20 protein-coding genes are annotated in these 23,586 nt (G+C 51.6%); 11 read left to right on the top strand and 9 right to left on the bottom strand.

The features are described from left to right. Window positions 1–61: 61 nt before the first annotated feature. A complete protein-coding gene (locus tag NA330_RS15380) occupies window positions 62–1,111 on the bottom strand; it encodes a YeiH family protein (protein ID WP_000137966.1) in 1,050 nt (349 codons plus the stop codon). A 120-nt stretch (window positions 1,112–1,231) separates the two neighbouring features. Between NA330_RS15380 and yieE the strand changes: the two genes are divergently transcribed. From yieE to cirA, 3 genes are all read left to right on the top strand, one after another. Next, window positions 1,232–2,095, top strand: a complete 864-nt coding sequence (gene yieE / locus NA330_RS15375; RefSeq protein ID WP_000548316.1) for a DNA-binding transcriptional regulator YeiE — start codon at window positions 1,232–1,234, stop codon at window positions 2,093–2,095. Between the two features lie 189 nt (window positions 2,096–2,284). Further along, window positions 2,285–3,754 (top strand): lysine-specific permease, encoded by a 1,470-nt coding sequence (gene lysP, locus NA330_RS15370; protein WP_000534999.1) that lies wholly within the window; start codon window positions 2,285–2,287, stop codon window positions 3,752–3,754. Between the two features lie 345 nt (window positions 3,755–4,099). Continuing rightward, window positions 4,100–6,091 carry a catecholate siderophore receptor CirA gene (gene cirA, locus NA330_RS15365; protein ID WP_000488251.1) on the top strand — a complete coding sequence of 664 codons (1,992 nt, stop codon included), beginning with the start codon at window positions 4,100–4,102 and terminating at the stop codon, window positions 6,089–6,091. A gap of 43 nt (window positions 6,092–6,134) precedes the next feature. Here the strand turns inward: cirA and NA330_RS15360 are convergent, their stop codons facing one another. Both NA330_RS15360 and serB read right to left on the bottom strand, forming a co-directional pair. Beyond that, window positions 6,135–7,457, bottom strand: a complete 1,323-nt coding sequence (locus NA330_RS15360; protein WP_000023807.1) for an MFS transporter — start codon at window positions 7,455–7,457, stop codon at window positions 6,135–6,137. Window positions 7,458–7,489: 32 nt separating this feature from the next. Next, on the bottom strand, window positions 7,490–8,377 hold the full coding sequence (gene serB / locus NA330_RS15355) for a phosphoserine phosphatase SerB (RefSeq protein ID WP_000022917.1): 888 nt from the start codon (window positions 8,375–8,377) through the stop codon (window positions 7,490–7,492). Window positions 8,378–8,593: 216 nt separating this feature from the next. Here serB and NA330_RS15350 point away from each other — a divergent pair, with 216 nt between their 5' ends. Together NA330_RS15350 and NA330_RS15345 are read left to right on the top strand one after the other, a co-directional pair. Beyond that, complete coding sequence (locus NA330_RS15350) at window positions 8,594–9,961, top strand: L-serine ammonia-lyase (RefSeq protein ID WP_052894971.1); 1,368 nt, start codon at window positions 8,594–8,596, stop codon at window positions 9,959–9,961. A gap of 4 nt (window positions 9,962–9,965) precedes the next feature. Then, window positions 9,966–10,355, top strand: a complete 390-nt coding sequence (locus NA330_RS15345; protein ID WP_000876817.1) for a helix-turn-helix domain-containing protein — start codon at window positions 9,966–9,968, stop codon at window positions 10,353–10,355. Here NA330_RS15345 and fghA read toward each other — a convergent pair. After that, window positions 10,344–11,201 (bottom strand): S-formylglutathione hydrolase, encoded by an 858-nt coding sequence (gene fghA, locus NA330_RS15340; protein WP_023242162.1) that lies wholly within the window; start codon window positions 11,199–11,201, stop codon window positions 10,344–10,346. The genes NA330_RS15345 and fghA overlap by 12 nt on opposite strands. Window positions 11,202–11,530: 329 nt before the next feature. On the opposite strand from fghA, the gene folE reads away from it, so the two are divergent. The 6 genes from folE to mglC all read left to right on the top strand — a co-directional run bounded on the left by folE (window position 11,531) and on the right by mglC (window position 18,705). Continuing rightward, complete coding sequence (folE, locus tag NA330_RS15335) at window positions 11,531–12,199, top strand: GTP cyclohydrolase I FolE (RefSeq protein WP_001139611.1); 669 nt, start codon at window positions 11,531–11,533, stop codon at window positions 12,197–12,199. A 14-nt stretch (window positions 12,200–12,213) separates the two neighbouring features. Beyond that, a complete protein-coding gene (yeiB, locus tag NA330_RS15330) occupies window positions 12,214–13,356 on the top strand; it encodes a DUF418 domain-containing protein YeiB (protein ID WP_001518079.1) in 1,143 nt (380 codons plus the stop codon). 149 nt (window positions 13,357–13,505) lie between these two features. Continuing rightward, a complete protein-coding gene (gene galS / locus NA330_RS15325) occupies window positions 13,506–14,528 on the top strand; it encodes an HTH-type transcriptional regulator GalS (RefSeq protein WP_000628631.1) in 1,023 nt (340 codons plus the stop codon). Window positions 14,529–15,026: 498 nt separating this feature from the next. Further along, complete coding sequence (gene mglB / locus NA330_RS15320) at window positions 15,027–16,025, top strand: galactose/glucose ABC transporter substrate-binding protein MglB (protein WP_001036942.1); 999 nt, start codon at window positions 15,027–15,029, stop codon at window positions 16,023–16,025. A 133-nt stretch (window positions 16,026–16,158) separates the two neighbouring features. Beyond that, window positions 16,159–17,679: a galactose/methyl galactoside ABC transporter ATP-binding protein MglA gene (gene mglA / locus NA330_RS15315; RefSeq protein ID WP_000535913.1), complete on the top strand. Its 1,521-nt coding sequence runs from the start codon at window positions 16,159–16,161 to the stop codon at window positions 17,677–17,679. Window positions 17,680–17,694: 15 nt separating this feature from the next. Beyond that, on the top strand, window positions 17,695–18,705 hold the full coding sequence (mglC, locus tag NA330_RS15310) for a galactose/methyl galactoside ABC transporter permease MglC (protein WP_001275101.1): 1,011 nt from the start codon (window positions 17,695–17,697) through the stop codon (window positions 18,703–18,705). 74 nt (window positions 18,706–18,779) lie between these two features. On the opposite strand, the gene preA is transcribed toward mglC, so the two are convergent. From preA to cdd, 5 genes are all read right to left on the bottom strand, one after another. After that, entirely contained in the window at window positions 18,780–20,015 is a 1,236-nt protein-coding gene (preA, locus tag NA330_RS15305; RefSeq protein ID WP_000956095.1) for an NAD-dependent dihydropyrimidine dehydrogenase subunit PreA, read from the bottom strand. Beyond that, complete coding sequence (locus NA330_RS15300; protein WP_023242163.1) at window positions 20,009–21,250, bottom strand: NAD(P)-dependent oxidoreductase; 1,242 nt, start codon at window positions 21,248–21,250, stop codon at window positions 20,009–20,011. Before NA330_RS15300 ends, preA begins: the two co-directional genes overlap by 7 nt. 204 nt (window positions 21,251–21,454) lie before the next feature. Further along, entirely contained in the window at window positions 21,455–21,700 is a 246-nt protein-coding gene (locus tag NA330_RS15295; protein WP_000605187.1) for a DUF2542 family protein, read from the bottom strand. After that, window positions 21,697–22,416: an outer membrane permeability protein SanA gene (gene sanA / locus NA330_RS15290; protein WP_000920081.1), complete on the bottom strand. Its 720-nt coding sequence runs from the start codon at window positions 22,414–22,416 to the stop codon at window positions 21,697–21,699. The genes NA330_RS15295 and sanA overlap by 4 nt, the downstream gene beginning before the upstream one ends. A gap of 176 nt (window positions 22,417–22,592) precedes the next feature. Further along, the gene (cdd, locus tag NA330_RS15285; protein ID WP_000553526.1) at window positions 22,593–23,477 is read right to left on the bottom strand and encodes a cytidine deaminase; all 885 of its coding nucleotides are present in this window, start codon (window positions 23,475–23,477) and stop codon (window positions 22,593–22,595) included. Window positions 23,478–23,586: the final 109 nt, after the last annotated feature.

Here is a 23,586-nt window from a genome sequence, read left to right as displayed (position 1 = left end):
CCCGCTAACGGTTCATTACGAACGCTATGATAACGGGTTAACAGGCGTGAAACGTAATAATTTATGCGATAAGGCTATGGATTAGGACGTTAATGGCGCCACCGCCAATAATCAGCCAGGCGAATAATGCCAGCGCCATCAGCAGCGGTTTCGCCCCCGCTTTTTTCAATGCGCTAACGTGAGTGGTCAGACCCAACGCCGCCATTGCCATCGCCAGCAGCACCGTGTCCAGCGTCACCAGCATATCCACCACGGCTTTCGGCAGCAGGTGGAAAGAGTTGAAGATCGCCACTACGATGAAGAAAATAGCAAACCACGGAATGGTAATTTTGCTTTTTTCCGCGCCGGTCGCCGGTGAAAGCTGTTTAACGCGTGCCGCCAGAATGATCAGGAACGGCGCCAGCATCATGACACGCAGCATCTTAGCGATAACTGCCGCATTTTCCGCATCCGGGCTAACGGCATGACCCGCTGCGACCACTTGCGCGACTTCATGCATGGTTGAGCCGATATAGATGCCGTAAGTTTCCGGGCTGAACCAGTGCGCCAGCAGCGGATACATTGCCGGGTAAAGGAAAATAGCGATGGTGCCGAAAATAACGACAGTCGCGACGGCTACAGTAACCTTACTGGCTTCCGCTTTTACCACCGGTTCTGTCGCCAGTACCGCCGCCGCGCCGCAGATACTGCTACCGGCGCCAATCAGCCAGCTGGTGTGCCTGTCCAGACCAAAGACTTTTTGGCCTAAGAAGCAGGCCAGCATGAACGTGCTGGAAAGCGTTAATACGTCAATCACAATGCCGCTAATGCCCACGTCGGCGATTTGTGAAAAGGTAAGGCGGAAGCCGTAAAGGATAATCCCTAAACGCAGCAGATGTTGTTTTGCAAACAGCACGCCGCCGTCGCATTGTTTCCATATTTGTGGATAGACGGTATTCCCGATAACCATACCCAGCAGGATAGCCAGGGTCAGGGCGCTGAACCCCGCGCCTGCAACGGCAGGGATAGCGCCGCCCCACAGGGCGACTCCTGTAATGACGGCGCTCAGAGCGAGCCCCGGTATAAAATGCCACATTGTACGACGATGATTCTGCAAGGTGAGTTCTGTCATAACCTTCTCCTGTATATGGACAATAAGGTTACGGTGATCTGGTTTAAAAATAAAATTGATTATATATTTATAATTAATCTTTATAAGTGGTAAGTGAAACGCTATCGGTGGGATACGACTATGCATATTACGCTACGACAACTTGAAGTGTTTGCTGAAGTACTGAAAAGCGGTTCAACAACCCAGGCGTCGGTCATGCTGTCATTATCGCAGTCCGCCGTTAGCGCCGCGCTCACCGATCTGGAAGGTCAGCTCGGCGTACAGTTGTTTGATCGGGTGGGGAAACGGCTGGTGGTCAACGAACATGGGCGCTTGTTATACCCGCGCGCGCTGGCGTTGCTGGAGCAAGCGGTAGAAATTGAGCAGCTATTTCGTGAAGATAACGGCGCGATACGGGTTTATGCCAGTAGCACCATCGGCAATTACATTTTACCCGCCATGATTGCCCGCTATCGCCAGCATTATCCGGCCTTACCGCTGGAACTCAGCGTGGGAAACAGCCAGGACGTGATTAACGCGGTGCTGGATTTTCGGGTTGATATCGGCCTGATTGAAGGACCATGTCACAGTACAGAGATTATTTCTGAGCCGTGGCTGGAAGATGAGCTGGTGGTCTTTGCCGCGCCGTCCTCGCCGCTGACGCAGGGGCCGGTGACGCTGGAACAGCTTGCGGCATCCCCATGGATTTTACGCGAGCGCGGTTCCGGTACGCGGGAAATTGTCGATTATTTGCTGTTGTCGCATTTGCCGCGCTTTCATATGGCGATGGAGTTGGGGAATTCAGAAGCGATCAAACATGCGGTGCGTCATGGACTGGGGATAAGCTGTTTATCGCGCCGGGTGATTGCTGAACAACTTCAGGCGGGAACCCTGGGCGAAGTCGCGGTGCCGTTACCGCGCCTGGTGCGCACGTTGTGGCGTGTTCATCATCGGCAGAAACATCTTTCTAACGCGTTGCAGCGTTTTTTGAGTTACTGTGAATAAAGGTGAAGAGGAGGGCTGCCCGGGCGGCATCGCCATTTTTAGTATCCGCTTACGTATACGTTATTCTCTGCTTTACTTATAATCCGTGGCCGGTCATGAAGGTCTCTTATAACCGCGCATTTGTGTCGGAAGGATAGTATTTCGTCTGTTACAATCGCGCCTCATTTTTTGGATGGATAGCATTTTCACATGGGTTCCAAAACTAAAACCACAGAAGCGCCCGCGCTACGTCGCGAATTAAAGGCGCGTCACCTGACGATGATTGCCATTGGCGGCTCCATCGGGACAGGTCTTTTCGTTGCATCTGGTGCGACAATTTCTCAGGCGGGGCCAGGCGGCGCGCTGTTTTCTTATATTCTGATTGGTTTGATGGTCTACTTCCTGATGACCAGTCTTGGCGAGCTGGCGGCCTATATGCCGGTATCTGGCTCGTTTGCGACATATGGTCAGAACTATGTGGAAGAAGGCTTTGGTTTCGCGCTGGGCTGGAACTACTGGTACAACTGGGCGGTGACTATCGCTGTTGACCTGGTTGCCGCGCAATTGGTGATGGGCTGGTGGTTCCCGGACACGCCGGGCTGGATCTGGAGCGCGCTATTCCTCTGCGTCATTTTCTTGCTGAACTACATTTCTGTACGCGGTTTTGGCGAGGCGGAGTACTGGTTCTCGTTAATTAAAGTCGCGACCGTTATTATCTTCATCATCGTTGGCGTAGCGATGATTATCGGTATCTTTAAAGGTGTCGAGCCGGTCGGCTGGAGCAACTGGACGACAGGCGATGCGCCTTTTGCTGGCGGTTTTGCGGCAATGATTGGCGTCGCGATGATCGTGGGCTTCTCTTTCCAGGGAACTGAGCTGATTGGTATTGCCGCCGGGGAATCTGAAAACCCGGAGAAGAATATTCCGCGCGCGGTGCGTCAGGTGTTCTGGCGTATTCTGCTGTTTTATGTTTTCGCGATTTTGATTATCAGCCTGATCATTCCTTATACCGATCCAAACCTGCTGCGTAACGACGTCAAAGACATTAGCGTCAGTCCGTTTACCTTAGTGTTCCAGCATGCGGGCTTGTTGTCTGCGGCGGCGATAATGAATGCGGTTATCCTGACGGCGGTACTGTCTGCGGGTAACTCCGGGATGTATGCCTCGACCCGTATGCTCTACACCCTGGCCTGTGACGGTAAGGCCCCGCGTATTTTTGCGAAATTGTCCCGCGGCGGCGTACCGCGCAATGCGCTTTATGCCACCACCGTGATTGCCGGTCTTTGCTTTTTGACCTCAATGTTCGGCAACCAGACGGTCTATCTGTGGCTGTTGAACACCTCCGGTATGACGGGCTTCATCGCCTGGCTGGGGATTGCCATTAGCCATTATCGCTTCCGTCGCGGTTACGTGATACAAGGGTATGATGTGAATGATTTGCCGTACCGTTCCGGGTTCTTCCCGCTGGGGCCGATTTTCGCCTTTGTACTGTGCCTGATTATTACGTTGGGGCAGAACTATGAAGCGTTCCTGAAAGATACCATCGACTGGGGCGGCGTCGCGGCGACCTATATCGGTATTCCGCTGTTCCTGCTTATCTGGTTCGGCTACAAGCTGATAAAAGGTACGCATTTCGTGCGCTATAGCGAAATGCACTTCCCGGAACGCGTTAAAAAGTAACGTAGTATTCTCGTCATAGGCCGGATAGGCTTTATGCCGCTATCCGGCACTGACTGCCTGAACCTGACCCTTCTAACCCTCTCATTCGAGAGGGTTTTTTGTTTTTTCTTTATGATTGGTTCAAATGACATAATTATTAACAATTAAATTGATAATTATTATCGTTTGCTTTATCGTTACGATCGAAATCAGAAAGGATGAAGATTCGGGCGCGACCGTCACTCATGAGCCCGACTCGCCTGCATAAAAAGAGTTCGCCGTGATAACCGTTATCGCAGGCGAAACGTAATGCGTTGTGAGCGATAACCGATTTTTTTTGTCGTATTTACCTCATGGAGAAATGGAATGTTTAGGTTTAACCCTTTCGTTCGGGTAGGGCTTTGTATGTCCGCAGTTACGTTGGCCTGGCCGGTTGCCGCGGCAACGGATGATGGTGAAACTATGGTCGTTACCGCGTCCGCCATCGAACAAAATCTGAAAGATGCGCCAGCAAGTATCAGCGTCATTACCCAGCAAGATTTACAGCGCAGGCCCGTGCAAAACCTGAAAGATGTCCTGAAAGAGGTGCCGGGCGTACAGCTCACTAACGAAGGGGATAACCGTAAAGGTGTGAGTATTCGTGGTCTGGACAGCAGTTATACGCTGATCCTGATCGACGGTAAGCGCGTTAACTCCCGTAACGCGGTCTTCCGCCATAATGATTTTGATCTGAACTGGATACCGGTTGACGCTATCGAACGCATTGAAGTGGTGCGTGGCCCCATGTCCTCGCTGTATGGCTCCGATGCGCTGGGCGGCGTGGTCAACATTATCACCAAAAAAATTGGTCAGAAATGGCACGGCAGCGTCACGGTTGACTCCACTATTCAGGAACATCGCGACCGTGGCGATACCTATAACGGTCAGTTCTTTACCAGCGGTCCGCTGATCGACGGCGTGCTGGGAATGAAAGCCTACGGTAGCCTGGCGAAACGCGAAAAAGACGAGCAGCAGAGTTCCGCCACCACCGCTACGGGTGAAACGCCGCGCATTGAAGGATTTACCAGCCGGGATGGAAACGTCGAGTTTGCCTGGACACCAAACGAAAATCATGACGTTACCGCAGGCTACGGTTTTGATCGCCAGGACCGGGACTCCGACTCGCTGGATAAAAACCGTCTGGAACGACAAAACTATGCGTTGAGCCATAACGGACGTTGGGATCTCGGCAATAGTGAGCTCAAATTCTACGGCGAAAAAGTGGAAAACAAAAACCCCGGCAACAGTAGCCCTATCACGTCAGAAAGCAATTCGATTGACGGGAAATACGTTCTGCCGTTAGCGTCTGTCAACCAGTTCCTCACCTTCGGCGGCGAATGGCGTCACGATAAACTGAGCGATGCGGTGAACCTGACCGGCGGTTCCAGTACTAAAACCTCCGCCAGCCAGTATGCTCTGTTCCTTGAAGATGAGTGGCGCATCTTCGAACCGCTGGCGCTGACCACCGGTATTCGTATGGATGACCATGAAACCTATGGCGATCACTGGAGCCCGCGTGCTTATCTGGTCTATAACGCAACGGATACCCTGACGGTGAAAGGTGGGTGGGCCACGGCCTTTAAAGCGCCGTCGCTATTGCAATTAAGTCCGGACTGGGCGACCAACTCCTGCCGTGGCGGATGCCGCATTATCGGTAGCCCGGATCTGAAACCTGAAACCAGTGAAAGCTGGGAGCTCGGCCTTTATTACCGGGGCGAAGAAGGCATACTGGAGGGTGTGGAAGCGAGCGTTACCACGTTCCGTAACGATGTGGACAATCGCATCAGCATTAGCCGTACCCCTGACGTTAACGCCGCGCCCGGCTATTCCAACTTTGTCGGTTTCGAAACCAACAGTCGGGGACAGCGCGTTCCGGTCTTCCGTTATTACAACGTGAATAAAGCGCGTATTCAGGGCGTGGAAACCGAGTTGAAAGTTCCGTTTAACGAGGCGTGGAAACTGTCGTTGAATTACACCTATAACGACGGACGCGACGTCAGTAATGGCGGGAACAAGCCGCTTTCCGATCTGCCGTTCCACACCGCGAACGGTACGCTGGACTGGAAACCGGCGCAGCTCGAAGACTGGTCATTCTACGTATCAGGGAATTATACCGGGCGTAAGCGGGCCGACAGCGCAACGGCGAAAACGCCGGGCGGGTACGTGGTCTGGGATACCGGCGCGGCATGGCAGGCGACGAAAAACGTTAAACTGCGTGCGGGCGTTCTGAACGTGGGCGATAAAGATCTCAAACGCGACGACTACGGTTATACCGAAGACGGACGTCGTTACTTTATGGCGGTGGATTACCGTTTCTGACAGAGACTGGCGACAGCTGCGTTTTGCCGCTGTCGCCAGAATGTTATAACCGATGCAGCCTGGAGAGCAGCGCCAGCGACAGAGTCGTTAGCAGAATGGCGATCACCGCATAGATATAAACGCCCGACCACGCCCAGCTATTTTTCACCATAATTACCGGCACACCGGCCATTGCCGCGCCGACATAGCTGAACAATCCCCGAAAGCCGGTAATCGATCCCGCCGCATCCTTATGGGTCACATCCAGACAGCCGACGGCAAAAAGCATATGCGGTCCGTATAAGGCGAAGCCCATGATGGTGAACAGAATCGCGGTGAGGGTGTAAGAGGTATCCTGAACCAGCGGCACCAGCACGATGCATATGCACAGCGCTAACGCGAAGATTAATCCGGTCATCCAGCGGTTACTTTTGAACATAAAGTCAGACAAGTAGCCTGCCAGCAACCCGCCCGCCAGTCCGCCCGCCTCAAACCAGGAAATAATCGAGTTCGCTTTTATCAGGCTCCAGCCGTGAACTTGCGAATAGTAAATCTGCGGCCAGTCGTTAAGAATAGTGCGCGCAATATAAACCGACATATCGCCGATAATAATGATCCATACCAGTGGATTGGTCAGGATATATTTCACAAAAATCTGCCAGAAGCTCAGGTTGACCGGGCTGGCCTTGACCTGGGCCAGTTCCGTCGGGTCGTTACGCCACTGCCCCACGTTGGGCAAACCTAACGTACCGGGACGATCTTTAATGGTAAATAGCGCCACTATCCCCATCAGCAGCGAAATGGCGCCGGGAACATAAAATCCCATTTTCCAGCTACCGCTAAAGGCGATAGCAAAACTGGTCAGCAGCGGCGCGAGGCTGCCGCCGATATTGTGCGCCGCTTCAACGATAGCCCACCAGCGTCCCCGTTCGTTTTTCGAAAACCACGAGGCCATAATTTTCGCCATCGGCGGAAAGCTGGTGCCCTGTAAGATCGCGTTGAGACTGTACAGCACGTAGAATGCCGCCACGCTGTCGGAAAAGCCGAACAGAATATTTACAATCCCCACGCCAATCAGCACCGGGCCGGTCATGGCTTTCGGGTTAATTTTATCGACCAGCATCCCGCCGACAAACTTCATCGCGCCATAAAGAATGTAAAAAATAGAAGACATAATGGCGAAGTCTTCTGCGGTCAGCGACGTTTCCGTCAGCATGGCCGGCATCGCGGCGGAGAAGTTTTTACGGGTAAGATAAAAGACGGCATAAGAGATAAAGACCGAGGCGATAATCTCAAAACGAAATTTTTTATAGGTCTGGTCTATCTCTTTTTTCTCTTTTACAATCGGCTTATCGGGCTGGCTGAAAATAAATGTTTTTATACTCATTTTAAAATTCCCTTCCGGCGAGGTGAGTCGCGTTATAATTCATCTTCAATAAGAAAAAGAAGCAATTCGAAACCGTGATAATTAATCTGATGGTGGATTTTTTCCCGTACAACCGGCTTCGCTTTCCAGGCAATACCGGTGCCAGCATGTTCTAACATCGGCAGATCGTTGGCGCCATCGCCGCAGGCAATAATATTCTCCGTGGCAATATTTAACCGGGCAGCCAGGTCAACCAGCGTCTGTTTTTTGTTTGCGGCGTTCATAATCGGTAAGGTAATGTTATCCGTCAGAACGTTATCGCGTATTTCAACCGTATTCGAAAAGGCATAATCCAGTTGATATCGCGCTTTTAGACGCTGGGTGAATATATCCAGTCCCCCGGAGATAATCGCGGTTTTAAATCCTTTGGCCTTGATGACTGGCAGAATAGTTAACAGGCCTGGCGAAAGGGTCATGCGATCGCATACGGCGTTCAGCACTGCTTTCGGTGTGCCTTTCAACATTCCGATACGTCGGGTAAAACTGGCGTTAAAATCAAGCTTGCCCTCCATCGCCTGTTGGGTAATGGCGGTGATTTGCGTCGACATGCCAAGCTCGCGGGCAATTTCATCCACGCCTTCTTCCGCAATAAATGTCGAGTCCATATCAAACACGATAATACCGTTAGCAGGCAGTGGCTGCGGCTTAATAAAAAAATCAAACTGCCATTGCAATGAGAGTTCGCGTAAATAGCGATAAAATTCAGGCGTCAGACATTCCGCTGGCAGCGTAAGCTTTAAATAAACGGTATTGATAAGCGCGGCATAACGTTTATCAAATAATAGCGGAAACGGCATGGTGACGGCATTAAATAACGTTTCCTGTAATTTTTTCTGAAACGTATCGATATCCTGTGTAGTAATAAAATAAATAATGCTCATATGATAACTCCCTTAATTTACGGGTATTATAATGGCTCTTTTGCGGCGTGGAATCTCGTGCTATCACAGATATCACAGCCAGAAAAGGGCTAAAAAAGCGTTGTTTTTGATACCAGGTAAAGTTCAGACACAAAAGGTATCACTTTTGATATGCCAACTGTGCGAGGATGTTATTTATTACTGAACGCGAATGAGACTGAAAGGATTGATATAACGATGGAGAGTTGCCTTGATATATTCAAAATAGTAATAGGTCCATCCAGCTCACGTACCGTAGGGCCGATGCGCGCCGCCTGTCACTTTATTTCATTGCTCAGAGAACAAGAGACGTTGCCGCTAATTCGGGAAATTGAAATCGAGCTGTATGGCGCGTTATCGTTAAGCCGCAAGTGCCACAATGTGGATACCGCCCTGTATCTTGGGCTGCTGGGTTGCCAGCCGGAGAATGTCGATCTCCGTTCGCATATGACGGTGATTAAGCGTGCGGAAAATGAAAACAAAATCGAACTCCCGCTCTCCGACGCGGGCGGAATCACGATAAAAGTCAAGATTATCGCCAATCACCAGGCGCATCCAGGCCATCCTTATGCCATGACGTTTCGCGCCAGAGATGATTATTTCACGGTGTATGAAGAGACCTGGTTTTCGACCGGCGCCGGACAAGTTCGCAAACATGGCGAGCCGCTGACGCCATCGCTTCCTTTGCGTACAGTGTCGCCCTTTGAATTTAGTCATGCCGCGCAGTTGCTGGCGCTGTGTCGACGTAATGGCCTGTCCGTGGCGGCGCTGATGATGAAAAATGAGCTGTGCCGCCACTCGCCACAGACGTTGCAGAATTATCTGGCGCAAATATGGGACGTGATGCAGCAGGCGGTTTATCGCGGCCTGCATACTGAGGGGGTATTACCCGGTCCCTATCAGGTACCGCGGCGCGCCTGTGCGTTACATAAGACGTTACAGGCGAACCGTTCCGCCAGCGATTTTTTCACCGCGCTGAATTGGGTCAATGCCTTCGCGATTGCGGTAAGCGAAGAAAATGCCAGCGGCGGACAGATTGTTACCGCGCCAACCAATGGTGCGTGCGGCATCATTCCGGCAGCGCTCTGCTGGTATGATAAATTTGTCACGCCGCTGGAGCCCGGTGCTCTGACCCGTTTCTTCCTGACCGCCGCCGCTATCGCGATATTGTTTAAACAAAACGCCTCTATTCTGGGATCTGAAGTTGGCTGTCAGGGGGAAGTCGGCGTGGCGTGCTCAATGGCGGCGGCGGGCCTGGCTGAACTGATGGGCGCATCCGTGGAGCAAACGCTGAGCGCCGCTGAAATTGCCATGGAACATCATCTGGGATTGACCTGCGATCCGCTGGGCGGGCAGGTACAAATTCCCTGCATAGAGAGAAACGCCATCTCTGCCGTGAAAGCGATAAACGCAGCGACGATGGCGATGAGTCGCGTAAGCGAACCCTGTATTTCGCTCGATGAGATCATTGCTGCGATGTACGAGACCGGTAAAGACATGAGCGCTAAATACCGTGAAACGTATCATGGTTCGCTGGGGAAAATTCAGCCGCGCAAGAGAGGGTAACAGCGTGAAATACAATACGATGAATAACGACGAGATTATCCTGTCGTTGTGCGCCCGCTTAAAGGAGACGCGTCTGTCTCTTTCGATGACCCAGCAGCAGCTTGCCGATCGCGCGCACGTTGGCATCGCTACCATCAAGCGTATCGAGAAGGGGGGAGGGCTCAATCTTGATACGTTAATTTCTCTCCTGCGGGCGCTGGATAAGTTGCATAACCTCGATGCGGTGCTGTTTGAATCCGAGCTGCGTAATTTTCACGAAAGTTATGAAGGCGGAGAGGGCAGCGGCCGCCTTCAGGTACGCCAGCAGGCCGCGGATTTAAATAATAAATCTTCCGCGCCGCAGTCGGAGGAGGTGAATTACAGCGCGGCGCTGGAAAATTCATTATGTTGGTGACGTCTCACGCTCGTCCCGTAAATACCGGGCATGAAAGCGCAGATGGTCCTCGATGAAGGACGCAATAAAATAATAGCTATGATCGTAGCCAGGCTGGATTCGTAGCGTCATCGGCCAGGCGGTTTGCCGCGCGGCTTCCGCCAGTACGGCGGGCTGAAGCTGATCGGCGAGGAACTGATCGCTGTCGCCCTGATCGATGAGCACAGGAATGGCGTCCTGCGGCTGGCTGGCCAGCATTAATTCGCAGCTATCCCACTCAGTCCAGGCTGATTCATCTTCGCCGAGATAAGCGGTAAGCGCTTTGATTCCCCACGGCACGCGGCTGGGGTTGACGATGGGCGCAAAAGCAGAGACGCTGGTATATTTGCCCGGATTTTTCAGCGCCATGATTAACGCGCCGTGGCCGCCCATCGAGTGCCCGCTGATGGCGCAACGGTCGCTGACGTTAAACTGTGTCTGGATAAGCGCCGGAAGCTCATCGCGCAGGTAATCGTACATGCGATAATGGCTGGCCCAGGGCGGCTGTGTGGCATTGAGATAAAACCCGGCGCCGTGGCCTAAATCGTATCCGCTATCGTCGGCGACCTGTTCACCGCGTGGACTGGTATCCGGCATCACCAATACAATGCCCAGTGCTGCTGCGATACGCTGCGCGCCTGCTTTGGTGGTAAAATTCTCATCATTGCAGGTCAACCCGGACAACCAGTACAGTACCGGAGGCGGTTCATTATCCTGAGTCGGCGGAAGAAAAATGCTGAATGTCATGGCGCAGTTTAGCGTGGCGGCATGATGACGCCAGCGCTGCTGCCAGCCGCCAAAACATCGGTGCTCTTCGAGCATTTCCATGCGGGGGCTCCTTTTATAGTGAACCTGATAAGGTATGCAGATTCTTCATAATACAGATTATTCACCGCGTTGTGAGTAACTTTCACTTCCGTAATACATAAACATGCTTCATCATTTAAATAACGTTGCGTTAACAAATATGCCCTTTGTCCTGCCAGCATTCTCGCACCGGAAAAGATGTCATGAAAGGCAGCGACAATTTCAACAATTATGGGCGTGAATACTGGATTATGTGCGCTACCTCACGCACAATAATCACACTGTCACAATATTGACAAACTTTGCCCCATGCAGGGCAGAGGCGCCACACCTGCAGGAGAACACGATTAATGCCATCACTCAGTAAAGAAGCGGCCCTGGTTCATGACGCGCTGGTTGCCCGGGGGCTGGAAACGCCGCTGCGCCCGCCTATGGATGAACTGGATAATGAAACGCGAAAAAGCCTTATCGCAGGGCATATGACTGAGATTATGCAGTTGCTGAATCTCGATTTGAGCGATGACAGTCTGATGGAAACGCCGCATCGTATCGCTAAGATGTACGTTGACGAGATTTTCGCCGGCCTCGACTATGCCAATTTCCCGAAAATTACCCTCATTGAAAATAAAATGAAGGTGGATGAAATGGTCACCGTCCGCGATATCACGCTGACCAGCACCTGTGAACATCACTTCGTGACCATTGATGGCAAAGCGACCGTCGCGTATATCCCCAAAGATTCCGTGATCGGCCTGTCGAAAATTAACCGCATCGTGCAATTCTTCGCCCAGCGTCCGCAGGTTCAGGAACGTTTGACCCAACAAATTCTGACGGCGCTGCAAACCTTGCTCGGCACCAATAATGTAGCGGTATCGATTGATGCGGTGCATTACTGCGTGAAAGCGCGCGGTATTCGTGACGCAACCAGCGCCACGACGACGACGTCGCTGGGCGGATTGTTTAAGTCCAGCCAGAATACGCGCCAGGAGTTTCTGCGTGCCGTTCGCCATCATCCATGATTAAGGCGGAGACGATGGAGCGTAATGTCACGCTGGATTTTGTACGTGGCGTCGCTATCCTCGGTATCCTGCTTCTTAACATTAGCGCCTTTGGATTGCCGAAGGCGGCTTATCTCAATCCCGCCTGGTACGGCGCGATCGTTCCCGAAGACGCCTGGTCCTGGGCGATTCTCGATATTGTGGCGCAGGCTAAGTTTCTTACGCTGTTCGCGTTGTTGTTTGGCGCGGGGCTACAAATGCTGCTTCCGCGTGGTAAACAGTGGATTCAGTCGCGCTTAACGCTATTGGTACTGTTAGGTTTTATCCATGCGTTATTCTTTTGGGACGGCGACATTCTGCTGGCCTACGGTCTGGTCGGGTTAATTTGCTGGCGACTGGTACGCGACGCGCCTTCGGTAAAAAGCCTGTTCAATACCGGCATACTCCTTTATCTGGTCGGGATTGGCGTGCTACTGCTGCTGGGCGTGGTATCGAGTAGCGAAACCAGCCGCGCCTGGACGCCGGATGCGTCGGCAATATTGTATGAAAAATACTGGAAGCTGAACGGCGGCATGGAGGCTATCAGCAACCGGGCAGAGATGCTGTCGAATAGTTTACTGGCGCTCGGCGCGCAGTATGGCTGGCAACTGGCAGGTATGATGCTGCTGGGCGCCGCGCTAATGCGTAGCGGCTGGCTGAAAGGTCAGTACAGTCTGCGGCACTATCGCCGTACCGGGGTTCTGCTGGTGGCGTTAGGGCTAATGATCAACCTGCCTGCGGTCATTTTACAATGGCGGCTGGACTGGGCGTACCGCTGGTGCGCCTTCTTATTGCAGGCGCCGCGCGAACTGAGCGCGCCGTTGCAAACGCTGGGCTATGCCGCGCTGATGTTTGGCTTCTGGCCGCAGCTTAGCCGATGCAGACTGACGCTTGCCATTGCCTGCGTAGGGCGAATGGCGCTGACCAATTATCTGCTGCAGACGATCATCTGTACCACGCTGTTTTATCAGTTTGGCTTATTTATGAAATTCAATCGACTGGAACTCTTGTTCTTTGTCGTTCCGGTATGGGCAATAAACCTTCTCTTTTCCGTCATCTGGCTACGTTTCTGGCGACAGGGACCGGTCGAGTGGTTATGGCGTCAACTCACGTTGCGCGCGTCAGGATCGCTCAGATAACGATCTGGATCACATTCATTAACAAAATGGCTGTAACCGTTTCCATCCCTGTGATGTTTCTCACGCAGCCCTGGGCAGGGTGCTGACAAAATAGCCGCCTGCTAACGGGGCATTTGTGAGCATTTTTGAACTCAAACAGGGCAGTGAATATGATCACCATTCGTGATGTAGCGCGCCAGGCTGGCGTGTCTGTAGCGACCGTTTCCCGCGTACTGAATAACAGCGCGTTGGTCAGTCCCGACACCCGTGACGCCGTTATGCAGGCCGTCACCCTGCTGGGATATCGGCCAAATGCGAATGCGCAAGCGCTGGCCACTCAGGTGAGCGACACCATCGGCGTCGTGGTCATGGATGTTTCCGATGCCTTTTTCGGCGCTCTGGTGAAAGCCGTAGATCTGGTCGCGCAGCAGCACCAGAAATATGTTCTCATTGGCAACAGTTATCATGAGGCGGAAAAAGAGCGCCATGCGATTGAAGTCTTGATCCGTCAGCGTTGTAACGCATTGATTGTTCACTCAAAAGCCTTAACCGATCGCGAGCTGAGCGACTTTATGGATCAGATCCCCGGTATGGTGCTGATTAACCGTATCGTGCCGGGTTATGCGCATCGTTGTGTTTGTCTCGACAATGTGAGCGGCGCCAGAATGGCGACCCGAATGTTGCTGAATAATGGACATCAACGCATCGGCTACCTGGCCTCCAGCCACCGTATTGAAGATGACGCGATGCGCAGAGAAGGGTGGTTACACGCGCTGCAAGAGCAGGGGATTGCTGCGTCGGAGAGCTGGATAGGCACCGGCACGCCGGATATGCAGGGCGGCGAGTCGGCAATGGTTGAGTTGCTGGGACGCAATCTGCAACTGACGGCGGTATTTGCCTATAACGATAACATGGCGGCGGGCGCGCTGACGGCGTTAAAAGATAACGGCATCGCCATTCCCTTGCATCTGTCTGTCATCGGTTTCGACGATATCCCTATTGCTCGTTATACCGATCCTCAGTTGACTACCGTGCGCTATCCTATTGCTTCTATGGCGAAAATCGCGACCGAGCTGGCGTTACAGGGGGCTGCAGGTACGCTGGATATCACGGCGACGCACTGCTTCATGCCGACCCTGGTACGGCGCCATTCGGTGGCATGGCGACAGAATGCGGTACTGATCACTAACTGATTACGCCCCGCATGTAACCGTTTTCAATCTGTGAGTAAATTCACAGTTTATTAACATTGTGATAGCTATGATGACAACGTTTGTCGCACTGTAACTAACGTGTAACAGTTAGTTGTCAGTTTTGCTGGGGTATTTCGCTTATAAAAACCGTTATCACAATATCCCGCGACTACCGGACAAAAATAAAGAGTTGAATAAGAGCTTATCCCATTAGGGCTATTTTACTTGCCATTTTGGACCTGGGCAGTGCTCGCCAAAACGCGTTAGCGTTTTGAACGCCGCTTGCGGCGGCCCGAAGGGCGAGCGTAGCGAGTCAAACCTCACGTACTACGTGTACGCTCCGGTTTTTGCGCGCTGTCCGTGTCCAAACTGGCTGCGCCAATAACGCCTGGTGGGATAGGCTCTAAATACGCTTCGGCGTTCAGTAACACGCGTTAACGTGCTGAACAGCCGGGCATTTTTTTACGCTATACCCTACATAATAAAACCGGAGCTACCATGAATAAGAAGGTACTGACCCTTTCTGCCGTGATGGCAAGTCTGTTATTCGGCGCGCACGCGCACGCGGCTGATACTCGTATTGGCGTGACGATTTATAAATATGACGATAACTTTATGTCCGTGGTGCGTAAGGCTATTGAAAAAGATGGCAAATCCGCGCCGGATGTTCAGCTACTGATGAATGACTCGCAAAACGATCAATCTAAACAGAATGATCAAATTGACGTTTTATTAGCGAAAGGGGTTAAAGCTCTGGCGATTAACCTGGTCGACCCGGCAGCCGCCGGTACGGTGATTGAGAAAGCGCGCGGGCAAAATGTGCCGGTGGTGTTCTTTAACAAAGAGCCTTCCCGCAAAGCGCTGGACAGCTATGACAAGGCGTATTATGTCGGGACTGACTCTAAAGAATCCGGTGTGATTCAGGGCGACTTGATTGCCAAACACTGGCAGGCGAATCAGGGTTGGGATCTGAATAAAGACGGTAAAATTCAGTATGTTCTGCTGAAAGGCGAGCCGGGGCACCCGGATGCTGAAGCCCGTACGACGTATGTGGTGAAAGAATTAAATGATAAAGGTATTCAGACCGAGCAACTGGCGTTAGACACCGCCATGTGGGATACCGCGCAGGCAAAAGATAAGATGGATGCCTGGCTGTCTGGCCCGAACGCTAACAAGATTGAAGTGGTTATCGCGAATAACGATGCGATGGCGATGGGCGCGGTAGAGGCGCTGAAAGCGCATAATAAATCGTCGATTCCGGTCTTTGGCGTCGATGCGTTACCGGAAGCTCTGGCGCTGGTGAAATCGGGCGCGATGGCCGGTACGGTACTGAATGACGCCAACAATCAGGCGAAAGCGACATTCGATCTGGCGAAAAACCTCGCCGAAGGCAAGGGCGCGGCTGACGGCACCAACTGGAAGATTGAGAACAAAATCGTGCGCGTGCCTTATGTCGGCGTGGACAAAGACAATCTGAGCGAATTTACCCAAAAATAACTTTTCCGTCTGTGGGCGCAATTTTGTTGCGCCCTGAAACCGTGGAAGGGTGACGCGCCGCAGACCGGATAACGTATTTCTTTTGCCATCCGGCGCGGATAGTCATAATTAAAAAGGCCGACAGGGTATCATTATGGGCAGCACGATCTCTCCGTCGTCGGGTGAATATTTGTTGGAAATGCGTGGCATTAACAAATCATTTCCCGGCGTGAAAGCGCTTGATAATGTCAACTTAAACGTTCGTCCGCACTCTATTCATGCATTAATGGGCGAAAACGGCGCAGGCAAATCAACATTATTAAAATGTCTTTTCGGTATTTACCAAAAAGATTCCGGCAGCATTGTATTTCAGGGAAAAGAAGTGGACTTCCATTCGGCGAAAGAAGCGCTGGAGAATGGGATTTCGATGGTACACCAGGAGTTAAACCTGGTATTACAACGTTCGGTCATGGATAACATGTGGCTGGGACGTTATCCCACCAAAGGTATGTTTGTCGACCAGGATAAAATGTACCAGGATACCAAAGCGATATTTGATGAACTGGATATCGATATTGACCCACGCGCGCGCGTAGGAACGTTATCCGTTTCGCAAATGCAGATGATCGAAATTGCGAAGGCGTTTTCCTATAACGCTAAGATCGTTATTATGGATGAACCGACCTCATCGTTAACTGAGAAAGAGGTTAATCATCTGTTCACCATTATTCGCAAGCTGAAAGAACGCGGCTGCGGAATTGTTTATATCTCGCATAAAATGGAAGAAATTTTTCAATTGTGCGATGAAATTACTATTTTGCGCGACGGTCAGTGGATTGCCACCCAGCCGCTGGAAGGGCTGGATATGGATAAGATCATTGCGATGATGGTCGGGCGTTCCCTGAACCAGCGCTTTCCGGATAAAGAAAATAAGCCGGGCGACGTGATTCTGGAGGTCCGTCACCTGACCTCGCTGCGCCAGCCTTCCATTCGCGATGTCTCCTTTGATTTGCACAAGGGCGAAATTCTGGGCATTGCCGGCCTGGTTGGGGCAAAGCGTACCGATATCGTCGAAACGCTGTTTGGTATTCGTGAGAAGTCGTCCGGGACAATCACTTTACATGGCAAGAAAATTAATAATCACACTGCGAACGAAGCGATTAACCACGGTTTTGCGCTGGTGACGGAAGAGCGTCGTTCCACCGGAATTTACGCCTATCTGGATATCGGATTTAACTCATTAATTTCGAATATCCGTAATTATAAAAATAAAGTGGGGTTACTGGATAATTCCCGGATGAAAAGCGACACCCAATGGGTCATTGATTCCATGCGGGTAAAAACGCCGGGGCATCGCACGCAAATTGGTTCGCTTTCCGGCGGCAATCAGCAAAAGGTGATCATTGGTCGCTGGCTATTAACGCAGCCGGAAATATTAATGCTGGACGAACCGACCCGCGGCATTGATGTCGGCGCAAAGTTTGAAATTTATCAGCTTATTGCGGAACTGGCGAAAAAAGGCAAGGGGATCATCATTATCTCTTCTGAAATGCCGGAGCTGTTAGGGATTACCGATCGTATCCTGGTGATGAGTAACGGTCTCGTTTCCGGCATTGTCGATACTAAAACAACAACGCAAAACGAAATTTTGCGTCTTGCTTCTTTGCACCTTTAAGATCAGGGGCTCCTTATGAGTGCGTTAAACAAGAAAAGCTTTTTGACCTGGCTGAAAGAGGGCGGAATTTACGTCGTTCTTTTAGTGTTGCTGGCGATTATTATTTTCCAGGACCCGACTTTTTTAAGTTTGCTGAATTTAAGTAATATTCTGACGCAATCTTCGGTACGTATTATTATCGCGCTGGGCGTGGCGGGACTCATCGTCACCCAGGGGACAGACCTGTCGGCGGGGCGTCAGGTAGGGCTGGCGGCGGTCGTGGCGGCAACATTACTGCAATCAATGGAAAACGCCAACAAAGTGTTTCCGGAAATGGCGACCATGCCGATTGCGCTGGTCATCCTGATTGTCTGCGCGATTGGCGCGGTGATTGGCCTGGTGAACGGCATCATCATTGCTTACCTGAACGTGACGCCGTTTATTACCACGCTTGGCACGATGATTATCGTTTATGGGATCAACTCCCTTTACTATGACTTTGTCGGCGCTTCGCCCATTTCCGGCTTTGACAGCGGCTTTTCCACCTTTGCGCAGGGCTTTGTGGCGATGGGCAGTTTCCGGCTCTCCTACATCACCTTTTACGCTCTGATTGCGGTAGCGTTTGTCTGGGTGCTGTGGAATAAGACCCGCTTTGGTAAAAACATTTTTGCTATTGGCGGCAACCCGGAAGCGGCGAAAGTTTCTGGCGTAAACGTGGCGCTGAACCTGCTGATGATTTATGCGCTCTCCGGCGTGTTTTATGCCTTCGGCGGCTTACTGGAAGCAGGGCGTATTGGTTCTGCCACCAACAACCTCGGCTTTATGTATGAACTGGATGCGATTGCCGCGTGCGTGGTCGGGGGCGTATCGTTTAGCGGCGGAGTGGGGACGGTCTTCGGCGTGGTGACCGGCGTCATTATCTTTACCGTCATCAACTATGGCCTGACCTATATCGGGGTAAACCCGTACTGGCAGTACATTATCAAAGGCGGCATTATCATTTTCGCCGTGGCGCTGGACTCGCTGAAATACGCGCGTAAGAAGTAGTTATCCAGACGTATTACCTTGCTTATCAGATAACCCGGCGCAGCGAAACTGCGCGCCGGGCTTCATACCGGGAGTTACAGCGTTAACGCGTGTTCTTTTTCGCCTTTTTTAAATTTGACCTCGCCTAAATCAATACAGGCGACCGGGCAGACATGACCGCACAGCAGACAACCGACGCATTTTTCCGTATTGCAATGCGGCGTGCGGCTGTGTTCATCCCACTCCATCGCCTGATGACCGCCGTCATAGCAGGAGATATAGCAACGTCCGCAGCCGACGCATTTCTCCTGATTAATCCGCGGATAGACGATATAGCTGCGATCCAGATCTTCCGCCGGGATAATATTGCCATTCGCCAGCCCGATCATCTCCTGTAATGAGGCAAATCCCTGATCGGCCAGATAGTGGCTGAGGCCGCTCGCCATATCTTCTACAATGCGGTAACCGTATTGCATAATGCCTGTCGTCACCTGTAGGGTCGCCGCGCCCAGCAGCAGAAATTCGGCAGCGTCTTCCCAGGTTTCAATGCCGCCGATACCGCTAATCGGGAAATCGCGCAGTTCAGGGTGCATTCGCAACTGCTGGATAAAACGCAGCGCAATGGGTTTCACCGCTTTTCCTGAATAACCGGAGATACTGGATTTACCGTTAACCACCGGCATCCCGATTTTGCGGTTCAGGTCGATGTTAGTAATGGATTTCACGGTGTTGATGGTGGCGATACCGTCGGCCCCACCGCGTTTGGCGGCCAGCGCGACTTCGCACATATCGCCAATATTCGGCGTCATTTTCGCCAGCATTGGCAAAGATGAACCGCGTTTTACGGCGCGGCAGTATTTTTCAACCAGCTCCGGGCTTTGCCCTACATCGCTTCCCATGGCGTGCGAGGTCATCTGCGGGCAAGAGAAGTTACACTCAATCATATCCGCGCCGGCTTCTTCAACCAGACGCGCCAGTTCTTGCCACTGCTGCTCATTTTCTCCCATGATGGAAGCAATCAGCACCTTATCCGGATAATCCTGTTTCAGCCGTCGAATGGCGGCCAGATTCTCTTCCAGCGGATGCTCAGCAATTTGCTCCATGTTTTTGAAACCAATAAAACCGGTATCTTCTTTCGTCAGGTGGTCAAAACGTGGAGAGACTTCGTTGGCAATAAAAAAACCAATGGTTTTAAAAACGATCCCGCCCCAACCGGTATCATAGGCTTTGGCGCACATCTCATAACAGTTGCCTACCGGAGAAGAAGAAAGACAAAACGGATTGGGAAACTTAACGCCGCAAAAGGTAACAGACAAATCTTTTGTTAACATGAGCAGGCCTCCTCTAAATAATGATGAATAGCCTGAGCGGCTTCTTTTCCGGTTTTTACCGCATAAACGACGGTCTTATCACCTTTAACAATATCGCCAGCGGCAAAGATCACCGGGTCGTCGGTTTGATAATTATGCGTGTCGATAATATTACGCTGCGCTTTTATCTCCGCAAAGTTATCCAGTCGCGCGTGCTGCCCCACGGCCAAAATAATATTTTCCGCTTCCAGCGTCAGTTCTCCTGAGTGGCGTACATGGTGGAAGGTCACTTTATTTCCGCTGACGGCGACAGGCGTAAAACCATCAATAATCGATACGCCTAATGCCTGCGTGCTGGTAAATTCTTTTTCGCTGGCGGGGAATTGGGCTAATTCTTCCCGCGCCACGCAGGTGACGGAAGGACAGCCGAGAATTTTTAACGTACTGGCGACATCCATCGCTACGTCGCCGCCGCCAATAATTAATGCGCTACGCGGAACGCTAATATCGCCGTCGGCCTGACGGGCGCGCTGTAAAAAATCAACGGCAATCTCTACGTGACTGGCTTGCTCAAATAACGGTAAATCAGAGCCACAGGACATCCCGACGGTCATCAGCACGGCGCGATATTCGGCTTTGAGTTGCGCAAGCGATAGCGACCCGCCCACCTCACAATTACATTTAATATTGACGCCCATTTCTACAATGCGGGCAATTTCCTGATCGAGTACGCTTTGCGGCAGACGAAATGCCGGGATGCCGTGACGCAGCCATCCGCCGGGCTGCGGCTGTTTTTCGTAAATGGTGACGTCATAGCCTAAATGCGTGAGCGTCACGCTTGCCTGCAAACCTGCCGGACCCGCGCCAATAATCGCGACTTTCCCGCGTGTTTTACTCCCGGGCTGATAAATCTGCATGGCAGTCTGCTGTTCAAAATCGGTAATAAAACGTTGCAGGCGTGCAATATCAATAGGTTTATCTATTCCGGAACGTGTACATCCGCGCTGGCATAATTTTTCCGTCGGACAGACTCTGGCGCAGACAGCGCCAAGCGCGTTATTTTCCCGGATAGTTTCCGCTGCGCCTTTAAAATTGCGAAAGTAAATAGAACGAATAAATTTCCCCGGATCGGTTTGCGCCGGGCAAGCCTGACTACAGGGCGCATCGTGACATAATAAACAACGTGAAGCCTCTTTTATTGCCAGTAATGGCGTAAAACCAGGCGTGAGTTCATCCAGATAATTTTGTTGCGGCATATAATCTTCCTTAATGCTTGAATAAATTAAGGCGAAACGCAAATAACGCGTTTTAATGATCTAAAATCTACCGCCAGCCTAAGCATTGAAAGAAGGGTATTCTGTGAAAGAATTCACAAAAAAATGAAACCAGAATGCAAAACAGCATTTGTTCCTTATATCATAATAATAACTATTCTCAATTTTAAAGGGATAATAAATAGATTAACGATAAAAAAGAAGATAAATAATCATTCCCGTAAATAAAAAACCGCAACCGGTATAAAGAAAAAGATAAGACCAATATTGTACGGGATCGGCATGGCGATAGACATAAACCGGTTTTCGCGCATTTTTGACAACTTTATCTACCGCGCCGGTTCGCCAGCCTTTCCAGGCCTCACGGAAGCAAAAAAGCGGGAGTAGCAGAAAGGCTAATATGACAAATATCGTCTGTACATCCATGATCATTTCCCTTTTTTCTTTTCCAGTTCAAGCAATTGTTCCGGCGTAACGGCCGGATACCCCTGGGCGTCATTCGGCACCTGATGCTGCGTGGGAATAGGTACCAGCGGGCCTAAAAAACGCGGTTCGCGTTTAAAAATATAGAGATCCGCCAGCGCGCTAAAGCGGGCGCCAAATTCGCGCAGGCGCACTGTCAGCATATTTTTGGGCGAAGGTACCGCGTAACACTGCGCCTGAATGCCCATATGCAACGCAATAAACAAGGCGCGTTCGCAGTGGAAGCGCTGAGTGATGATAATAAAGTCGTTGGTATCAAACACTTTGCGGGTACGCACAATGGAGTCAAGCGTACGGAAGCCAGCGTAATCAAGCACAATGTCCGCAGGATCGACGCCCGCCGCGATAAGGTCTTTGCGCATGGTCATCGGTTCGTTATAGCTTTGCAGGGCATTGTCGCCGCTGAGCAGCAGGTAATTGACTTTACCGCTATTGTAAGCGTTTAACGCGCCCTGGATACGATAACGATAGTACTGATTAATGACACCCTTGCGATAGTATTTGGCTGTCCCTAACACGACGCCAACCTGGCGGTAGGGGAGATCCTGTAGCTCGTCATAGATATAGGGCGCTGTTTTCCAGCTCATCCACCGATCGAGGCCAAGCACCGTCAACAGCAGCAAGCCTACCAGGACCAACAGGCTGTAAAACACGCGCTTTAACATGCAGGAAACTCGATACCAGGATGAAAGTACGATCAGGCTACTGTACCCGAAGACGTAGCGCAAGAAACCGCCGTCTGATTGCGGAGATTTTCAGCATGATTTCCCTTGTATCGGGTCGCGGGAGAGGAGAGTCAGGCCGGATAAGACGCCAGTGCGTCGCTATCCGGCACATTTGCTTAGCCGAGAAGCACGCGGTCAATATTATGGCAACCTAACGCTTTCAGCGTTGCGGCGGTGGCATCCCATTGAATTAATGCCGCATCGCCTTTTTCCGCCAGAATCGCACGCTGAATATCCGCATAGTCATAGCCATTGAGACTCAGCAGGTTTAGCGCGCCTTGCAGCGGGGGAAGCGTAGGGTTAAAGGCGGCGTTTTCCGCATAGCTGCCGGTGAAAATACGGCCATCTTTACATTCCAGCGCCACGCCGCTCGGTGAGTGGCTATAAGGCATATGGCTCTTATTGGCTGCCGTAATCGCCGCTTGCGTTAGCGTATCGCCCGTTAACGTAAAGCCATGATCCTGCTCGTCCATCAGCAGCGTTTTGATCTCCAGATCTTTTGGCCCGAAAGCGTCAGGCAGATAATCGCGTAACGTATGCGGCGCGCGGCCCGGCAGATGAATGCGCAGATCCAGACCGCTGTTCAGCTCGTTCATAAACTGGCGACAGTGGCCGCAAGGGGTGTAGTTAACGGTGACGGCGGCGAGCCCTTTTTCGCCGCGTAGCCAGGCGTGGCTAATCGCGCTTTGTTCAGCATGCACAGTTTGTTGCATGGTGGCGCCCAGGAACTCCATATTTGCGCCGAAATACCAGTTGCCGCTAACGCCGCGCGCAATCGCGCCGACGTTAAAATGGGACAAATCGGTACGGGCGCAGGCCGCCGCCAGAGGTAACAGTGCGAAAGCCAGCGCGTCTTCGTCCAGTCCCGCCGTATTTTTAAGCGTCGAGACCTGCTCTGCGGTCAGCATGGCGGGAAAATGGTGGTCCGCCAGGATAGGGGCCAGCGCTGATTGCAAATTATCCGCAAGCTGGGCAAAAGCAGTTTGAAAACGTGGATGCATGGCGTTGCCTCATAACAATGTAATGGAACCGTAGTTTACGGGCCTGCTATGTCTTAATATGTGATCTAAATCTCATTGCTTATGCAACTTGTGAAACTTAAATGAAAAA

Source organism: Salmonella sp. NW722 (assembly GCF_051702785.1).
Lineage (GTDB): Bacteria > Pseudomonadota > Gammaproteobacteria > Enterobacterales > Enterobacteriaceae > Salmonella > Salmonella enterica.
This window is presented reverse-complemented; position numbering and strand designations above follow the sequence as displayed.

Excerpts from the sequence above, each read along its gene's own strand:
- mglC (WP_001275101.1), top strand. The coding sequence starts at position 17,695 with ATGAGTGCGTTAAACAAGAAAAGCTTTTTGACCTGGCTGAAAGAGGGC.
- folE (WP_001139611.1), top strand. The coding sequence starts at position 11,531 with ATGCCATCACTCAGTAAAGAAGCGGCCCTGGTTCATGACGCGCTGGTT.
- mglA (WP_000535913.1), top strand. The coding sequence starts at position 16,159 with ATGGGCAGCACGATCTCTCCGTCGTCGGGTGAATATTTGTTGGAAATG.
- NA330_RS15360 (WP_000023807.1), bottom strand. The coding sequence starts at position 7,457 with ATGAGTATAAAAACATTTATTTTCAGCCAGCCCGATAAGCCGATTGTA.
- galS (WP_000628631.1), top strand. The coding sequence starts at position 13,506 with ATGATCACCATTCGTGATGTAGCGCGCCAGGCTGGCGTGTCTGTAGCG.
- yieE (WP_000548316.1), top strand. The coding sequence starts at position 1,232 with ATGCATATTACGCTACGACAACTTGAAGTGTTTGCTGAAGTACTGAAA.
- serB (WP_000022917.1), bottom strand. The coding sequence starts at position 8,377 with ATGAGCATTATTTATTTTATTACTACACAGGATATCGATACGTTTCAG.
- NA330_RS15300 (WP_023242163.1), bottom strand. The coding sequence starts at position 21,250 with ATGCCGCAACAAAATTATCTGGATGAACTCACGCCTGGTTTTACGCCA.
- NA330_RS15350 (WP_052894971.1), top strand. The coding sequence starts at position 8,594 with ATGGAGAGTTGCCTTGATATATTCAAAATAGTAATAGGTCCATCCAGC.
- NA330_RS15380 (WP_000137966.1), bottom strand. The coding sequence starts at position 1,111 with ATGACAGAACTCACCTTGCAGAATCATCGTCGTACAATGTGGCATTTT.
- cdd (WP_000553526.1), bottom strand. The coding sequence starts at position 23,477 with ATGCATCCACGTTTTCAAACTGCTTTTGCCCAGCTTGCGGATAATTTG.
- mglB (WP_001036942.1), top strand. The coding sequence starts at position 15,027 with ATGAATAAGAAGGTACTGACCCTTTCTGCCGTGATGGCAAGTCTGTTA.
- cirA (WP_000488251.1), top strand. The coding sequence starts at position 4,100 with ATGTTTAGGTTTAACCCTTTCGTTCGGGTAGGGCTTTGTATGTCCGCA.
- preA (WP_000956095.1), bottom strand. The coding sequence starts at position 20,015 with ATGTTAACAAAAGATTTGTCTGTTACCTTTTGCGGCGTTAAGTTTCCC.
- yeiB (WP_001518079.1), top strand. The coding sequence starts at position 12,214 with ATGGAGCGTAATGTCACGCTGGATTTTGTACGTGGCGTCGCTATCCTC.
- lysP (WP_000534999.1), top strand. The coding sequence starts at position 2,285 with ATGGGTTCCAAAACTAAAACCACAGAAGCGCCCGCGCTACGTCGCGAA.
- NA330_RS15295 (WP_000605187.1), bottom strand. The coding sequence starts at position 21,700 with ATGATCATGGATGTACAGACGATATTTGTCATATTAGCCTTTCTGCTA.
- fghA (WP_023242162.1), bottom strand. The coding sequence starts at position 11,201 with ATGGAAATGCTCGAAGAGCACCGATGTTTTGGCGGCTGGCAGCAGCGC.
- sanA (WP_000920081.1), bottom strand. The coding sequence starts at position 22,416 with ATGTTAAAGCGCGTGTTTTACAGCCTGTTGGTCCTGGTAGGCTTGCTG.